The sequence below is a fragment of the Rhodococcus sp. 14C212 genome (genome assembly GCF_011058195.1).
Lineage (GTDB): Bacteria > Actinomycetota > Actinomycetes > Mycobacteriales > Mycobacteriaceae > Rhodococcus > Rhodococcus aetherivorans.
In genome coordinates, this window is the sequence record NZ_JAALEH010000165.1 from 1 (window position 1) to 6,448 (window position 6,448).

Annotated in this window: 8 protein-coding genes; 5 read left to right on the forward strand and 3 right to left on the reverse strand. The window is 70.8% G+C overall.

The features are described 5' to 3' along the window. Positions 1-657, forward strand: a 657-nt coding sequence (locus G6038_RS30070) for a sugar phosphate nucleotidyltransferase (RefSeq protein ID WP_276613927.1), incomplete at its 5' end; no start/stop codon positions are given. Positions 658-676: 19 nt separating this feature from the next. On the opposite strand, the gene G6038_RS30075 is transcribed toward G6038_RS30070, so the two are convergent. Continuing rightward, positions 677-1,306, reverse strand: a complete 630-nt coding sequence (locus tag G6038_RS30075; RefSeq protein ID WP_165042505.1) for an O-methyltransferase — start codon at positions 1,304-1,306, stop codon at positions 677-679. A gap of 244 nt (positions 1,307-1,550) precedes the next feature. Between G6038_RS30075 and sigE the strand changes: the two genes are divergently transcribed. From sigE to tatB, 4 genes are all read left to right on the forward strand, one after another. Beyond that, complete coding sequence (gene sigE / locus G6038_RS30080) at positions 1,551-2,177, forward strand: RNA polymerase sigma factor SigE (protein ID WP_165042507.1); 627 nt, start codon at positions 1,551-1,553, stop codon at positions 2,175-2,177. A 16-nt stretch (positions 2,178-2,193) separates the two neighbouring features. Then, positions 2,194-2,547, forward strand: a complete 354-nt coding sequence (locus tag G6038_RS30085) for a zf-HC2 domain-containing protein (protein ID WP_165042509.1) — start codon at positions 2,194-2,196, stop codon at positions 2,545-2,547. Positions 2,548-2,737: 190 nt separating this feature from the next. Continuing rightward, positions 2,738-4,189 carry a trypsin-like peptidase domain-containing protein gene (locus G6038_RS30090; RefSeq protein WP_346772958.1) on the forward strand — a complete coding sequence of 484 codons (1,452 nt, stop codon included), beginning with the start codon at positions 2,738-2,740 and terminating at the stop codon, positions 4,187-4,189. An 84-nt stretch (positions 4,190-4,273) separates the two neighbouring features. After that, entirely contained in the window at positions 4,274-4,654 is a 381-nt protein-coding gene (gene tatB / locus G6038_RS30095; RefSeq protein WP_006938788.1) for a Sec-independent protein translocase protein TatB, read from the forward strand. Between the two features lie 70 nt (positions 4,655-4,724). On the opposite strand, the gene G6038_RS30100 is transcribed toward tatB, so the two are convergent. Continuing rightward, on the reverse strand, positions 4,725-5,858 hold the full coding sequence (locus G6038_RS30100; RefSeq protein ID WP_165042511.1) for a P-loop NTPase: 1,134 nt from the start codon (positions 5,856-5,858) through the stop codon (positions 4,725-4,727). A gap of 25 nt (positions 5,859-5,883) precedes the next feature. Beyond that, positions 5,884-6,448: lytic murein transglycosylase (locus G6038_RS30105; RefSeq protein WP_206025866.1), on the reverse strand; the 565-nt coding region annotated here is incomplete at its 5' end.

The following is a 6,448-nucleotide window of genomic DNA, read 5'->3' on the forward strand; positions in this document are numbered from 1 at the left end:
ACCCCGGACGATCCCAACGTCACCTATGCCTCGATGGGCAACTACGTCTTCACCACCAAGGTGCTGGTGGAGGCGCTGCGGGCAGACTCCGAGAACCCGGACTCGGACCACGACATGGGTGGCGACATCATCCCCGCCCTCGTCGCCCAGGGCGCTGCGCACGTCTACGACTTCAACGACAACGTCGTGCCGGGCGCCACCGAACGCGACCGTGGCTACTGGCGCGACGTCGGCACCCTCGACGCGTTCTACGACGCGCACATGGATCTGGTGTCGGTGCACCCGATCTTCAACCTTTACAACCGGCGCTGGCCGATCCGCGGCGCCTCGGAGATGTGGCCCCCGGCGAAGTTCGTCCAGGGCGGTCTCGCGCAGGAGTCGATCGTCGGCTCGGGCAGCATCCTGTCGGCCGCCACCGTCCGGAATTCGGTGCTCAGCTCCAACGTCATGATCGAGGACGGTGCCACCGTCGAGGGCAGTGTCCTGATGCCGGGCGTGCGCATCGGCAAGGGGGCGGTCGTGCGGCGCGCGATCCTCGACAAGAACGTCGTCGTCGGCGACGGCGAGATCATCGGCGTGGACCTCGAACGCGACCGGCAGCGTTTCGCGGTCAGCAGCGGCGGCGTCGTCGCCATCGGCAAGGGCGTGTGGATCTGATCGGGGGGGTGCGCCGGGCCTAGAGTTTGGCGGCGCAGAGCAGCCCGTCGCCCACCGGCAGCAGCACCGGCGCGAGACGCTCGTCGGTCACCACGGCCCGCGTCGCCTCGCGGACGGCGAGGACGGCGGAGTCACGCTCGCCCGGGTCGGCGACCCGGCCGCAGAGCAGCGCGTTGTGCAGCACGATGACGCCGCCCGGTCGCAACAGCCGCACGCCCTCGCGGACGTAGTGCGGATGATCGGCGGGGGTGGCGTCGACGAACACCAGGTCGTATGCCGAGTCGGCCAGCCGCGGCAGCACGTCCAGCGCGCGCCCGTTGATCAGCCGGGTCCGGGAGGCCGCGACGCCGGCCTCCCGGAACGCGGTCTTGGCGGCGCGCTGATGCTCGGGCTCGCTGTCGATGGTGGTGAGGACGCCGTCCTCGCGCAGGCCCCGCAGCAGCCACAGTCCGCTGACGCCGGCGCCGGTGCCGACCTCGACGACCGTCCGCGCGTCGAGCATCCGGGCGAACATCGCCAGGGCCGCGCCCACTGCTGCCGGGATCGGATCTGCGCCGAGATCGAGGGCACGTTCACGCGCCAGGGCGAGGTTCTCGTCCTCGGTGACATTCTCGACGTGGGCCAGTATCCGTTCGGCATTCGTGTGCACCCCAGTGAGGTTATCGTCGCCGGGGGCCGGTCGCAGGCAGGCGCGCACGGCGGGTGGATTCTCAGGCGATGCTCAGGTTGCTCATATCGGCAGCACATCACCGTGCGTGAAGGTGTAGGTACCACATCAGACCGCACCGAGAGGGCGATCGGGGGCCGGGAACAAGCCGGCGCCCTCGGGTGTTGGACGAAGACACCCGACACCCACGATGAGCGGTCCCGAAGAGGAGGATCCAGCGATCCACATGGCCGATTCCCCCCAGCTCCCCAGCCCCGACGTCGAGCCCACGGCCGACGTCGAGCTCACCGGCACGGCAGTGTTCGACGCCACCGGTGACCGTGCGGTGATGCCGTCGTGGGACGAGCTGGTGCGCGAGCACGGCGACCGGGTGTACCGGCTCGCCTACCGCTTGTCCGGAAACGCGCAGGACGCCGAGGACCTCACTCAGGACACGTTCATCCGGGTCTTCCGCTCGCTGCAGAACTACCAGCCGGGCACCTTCGAGGGCTGGTTGCACCGCATCACCACCAACCTGTTCCTCGACATGGTCCGGCGCCGCAACCGCATCCGCATGGAGGCCCTGCCCGAGGACTACGACCGCGTGCCCTCCGAGGGCCCCGACCCCGAGCAGATCTACCACGACGCCCGGCTCGGCGCCGACCTGCAGTCCGCCCTGGACTCGCTGGCGCCGGACTATCGTGCTGCTGTCGTCCTGTGTGACATCGAAGGTCTGTCCTACGAGGAAATCGGTGCCACACTGGGAGTCAAGCTCGGCACGGTGCGCAGCCGCATCCATCGCGGACGGCAGGCGCTGCGTGAGCACCTGCGTGAGCATGGGAAGGTCGAAGTCGGTCGAGTCGATGCGGGGTAGCCGCCAGGAGGGTTTCATGACGAGGGCACACCCGACCCGCCGGTTCGGTTCCACGGAGCACCTGGCGAGTGAGGCTGTGGCAGCGTACGTGGACGGCGAACTGCGGATGAACGCGTATCTCCGGGCGGCCGAGCATCTGGCCGTGTGCCCGGAGTGCGCCACGGAGGTCGAGTCCCAGCAGCAGGCCCGTCGCGCGCTTCGCGACGCCGCCCGGATGGCGCCGCCGCCGATGCCGAGTTCTCTCCTGGGTGCCCTCGCCGACATCCCGCAGCACCACCGGGACCTGTCCGCGCCCGGCTTCGGGGGAGTACCGGGGGCCGACCAGACCTGGCCGGCCGGGCGGCGCTGGCCGATCCGTTGGCGCCGTTGACGGTGCTCGCGTCCTTCCGCGCCGTGATCGGCCCGCGACGGTCGGTGGCGGTGACATCGGCACTATCGGTGATACTGGGCACCGTGACTGACGGACACGGGGGAGACGGGCACGCGTGACAGCGGAATCAGTGGAGTCCGAGCGTCGGGCCGCCTCGACGTCGGACACGGACAGCGCTCCCGCGCCGGGCGTGTCGCACCGCGCCGACGCCCCGCGCCTGCAGCCCCGTCCGGTCTATCGTCCGGACGTCGACGCCGCCGCCAGCAGCGTCTTCGGCCGGCCGGCCGGTACGACCGGCTCCTTCGGCCGGTCCGCCGAGGAACGGGCCGGGGAGCCGCGGGTCGGCCACGGTGCGCCCGCCGATCCGGTGCTGGCCGAGGCGTTCGGCCGACCCGTGGGCACCTCCGAGATCCTGCAGCGGCCCCCGGCCGACCCGGACGCCGAGGCCGATGCGGACGGCCCCGAGCCCGACCCGTGGCGCGACCCCACGACGAACGTGCGCCTGGGGGCGCCCGCGCAGGCCCGCGACGAGCGGCCACTGCCGCCCGCCCCGAAGCTCACGCTGCGGGAAGTCCTCTTCGGCGGTCGGATCGAGACCCGCGCCCTCGCGACGCTGGCGGCGGTCGCACTGACCATCGGCATGATCGGCGGTCTCGTCGTCGCGCTGATCACGTCCGACACCGGCTCCCTCACCAGCCGCAGCGTGACGCTGGCCCAGGTGGAGCAGGACGGCGACCTGCCGACCGGACAGGTCGCCCGCGTGGCCGACGCGGTGCTGCCCGCCGTCGTCTCCATCCAGGTCACCCTCGGCGACGAGTCCGGCACCGGGTCCGGTGTCGTGATCGACGGCGCCGGATACATCGTCACCAACAACCACGTGATCTCGATGGCCGCGACCGGTCCGGACGCGAAGATCCAGGTCACCTTCAACGACGGCACCAAGGTGCCCGCGCAGATCGTCGGGCGCGACATCAAGACCGACCTGGCCGTGCTCTCCGTCGACGTGGACAACCTCACGGTCGCCGAGCTGGGTCGTTCCGGGGACGTGCAGGTCGGGGAGGACGTCATCGCAGTAGGGTCGCCGCTCGGGTTGAGCAAGACCGTCACCCGCGGCATCGTCAGCGCCCTCAACCGGCCGATGCGCCTGGGCGGTCAGGGCACCGACACCGACGCCGTGATCGACGCGGTGCAAACCGACGCCTCCATCAACCCCGGCAACTCCGGCGGCCCGCTCGTCGACGCCGAAGGCCGCGTCATCGGCATCAACTCGGCCATCAAGACCGAGACCGGCGGTTCCGTCGGTCTGGGGTTCGCCATTCCCATCGACGACGTCACCGCTGTCACCCAGGAACTGATCCGTACCGGCGCGATGCGCCACCCGGAGATCGGGGTCAACGCCCGCAGCGTCGTCAACGACGTCGCCAGCGGCGCCGAGGTGGCCAACGTGCAGGAGGGCAGCCCCGCGCAGCAGGCCGGGATCGTCGAGGGCGACGTGATCGTCAAGGTCGGGGACCGCGAGGTCACCAGCGCGGACGAGCTGGTCGTCGCGGTCCACGCGCAGAAGATCGGCGAGCCGGTGACGGTGCAGCTGGTCCGCTCGGGCCGTCTCGTGGACGTGCAGGTGACCCCGCAGTCCGACTGACCGTCGGCTCCCGGTTCGCTGGGAATTCGCTGTGACCTGGGTCCTCCGGGCTGCGAACGGCGCGTCACCACGTACCCTGGAGCGGTGTTCGGCAACATCGGTTGGGGCGAATTCATGGTCCTCCTCGTCGCGGCGCTCGTGGTCCTCGGCCCCGAGCGGCTCCCCGGCGCTGTGTCCTGGGTGACCAAGTCGCTGCGGCAGGTCCGCGACTACGCGTCCGGCGCGAAGGAACAGCTGAAGGAGGAGCTGGGCCCCGAGTTCGACGACCTGCGTCAACCCCTGTCCGAACTCAACGAGCTGCGCGGCATGACGCCCAAGGCGGTCATCACCAAGCACCTGCTGGACGGCGACGACTCGCTGCTCACCGGCAACTTCGACAAGCCCGGCACCAAGCCGGTGAGCAAGCCCGTCCCGCCGCCACTGGCAGCCGGGGAGAAGCCCCCCATCGACTCGGACGCGACGTAGGCCGCTCCGCGGCCGGTGTGTCCTTCGGGCGGCAGGAACAGCCCGAAGGACACACCGGCGCCGCAGGCGCCTACAGGTGGCGGGTGGTGTCGATCCCCAGCGACATGCCGGCCAGGCCGCGGCGACGCACGGCGAGCTTCTCGGCGATCTCGCGCAGCGCCGTGCCCGCGGGCGAGTCGGGGGCGCTGAGAACGATCGGGGTGCCGGCGTCGCCGGCCTCGCGCACCGCCGGATCGAGCGGGATCTGGCCCAGCAACGGGACGGTCGCGCCGACGGCGCGGGTGAGCCGCTCGGAGACGGCCTGACCGCCGCCCGTGCCGAACACGTCCATCCGGGTGCCGTCGGGCAGTTCGAGCCACGACATGTTCTCCACGACGCCGACGATGCGCTGGCGGGTCTGCAGGGCGATGGAGCCGGCCCGTTCGGCGACTTCGGCGGCCGCCTGCTGCGGCGTGGTGACGACGAGGATCTCGGCGCCGGGGATCAACTGCGCGACGGAGATCGCGACGTCGCCGGTGCCGGGCGGCAGGTCGAGCAGCAGCACGTCCAGATCGCCCCAGAACACGTCGGCGAGGAACTGCTGCAGCGCGCGGTGCAGCATCGGTCCACGCCAGACCACGGGCGTGTTGCCCTGGGTGAACTGGGCGATGGAGATCATCTTCACGTCGTGCGCGACGGGCGGCATGATCATCCGCTCCACCTGGGTGGGCTTGGCGTCGGTGCCGAGCATCCGCGGGATGGAATGGCCGTAGATGTCGGCGTCCAGCACACCCACGGACAGGCCCCGCGCGGCCATCGCGGCGGCGAGGTTGACGGTGACGGAGGACTTGCCGACGCCGCCCTTGCCGGAGGCCACCGCGTAGACGCGGGTGAGCGAGCCGGGCTGGGCGAACGGGATGACCGGCTCGGTGGAGTCGCCGCGCAGCGACTTGCGCAGCTCGGTGCGCTGCTCGTCGTTCATGACGTCGAGCTCGACGCGCACGGCGGAGACCCCGGCGACGTCGGCGACGGCCTTGGTGACGCGGTCGGTGATCTCGGTGCGCAGCGGACAGCCGGCGGTGGTCAGGTAGATGCCGACGTCGACGCTGCCGTCGCCGCCGATCTCGATGCTCTTGACCATGCCGAGCTCGGTGATGGGCTTGCGGATCTCGGGATCCTGGACCCGCGCCAGGGCGCTGCGAACGTTGGACTCGCTGACTGCCATGGCATCAATCGTAGGTGGCGCCCGATCAGTGGATGCGCGGCAGGTCCGCCGCGCTGGGGGTGACGCCGGTCGAATAGGCGGCCGACCAGGCGAGCACGTTCGCGACGTACGCCATGGAGTTGTTGTAGCGATGGATGGCCTTGGTGGCCTGCGCGATGTCGTGCATGTTGTTTCCGCCGTCGCACAGGTACTTGGCGGTGGTGAGGGTGGAGTCGTACAGGTTCTGCGGGTCGGCGTCGCCGTCGCCGTCGCCGTCGCCGGCGTAGAGCTTCCACGTGGACGGGATGAACTGCATGGGGCCGACCGCCCGGTCGTAGACGGTGTCGCCGTCCAGGGTGCCGCCGTCGGTGTCCCGGATGACGGCCTGGCCGCGCAGGCTGCCGTCGAGGGGCAGGCCGATCACAGGTTCGAGGAGGTTGCCCTTGTCGTCGGCCTTGCCGCCCTTGGCGTGGCCGGACTCGACCTGGCCGATGCCGGCGAGCAGCGTCCAGTACATGTTGCAGCCGGGCTTCTCGGCGGCGAGGATCCGCTCGGCGTTCTGGTAGGCGGCGAAGTTGATCCCGGGGATTCCGAGGGGGCCGGGCTGCAGC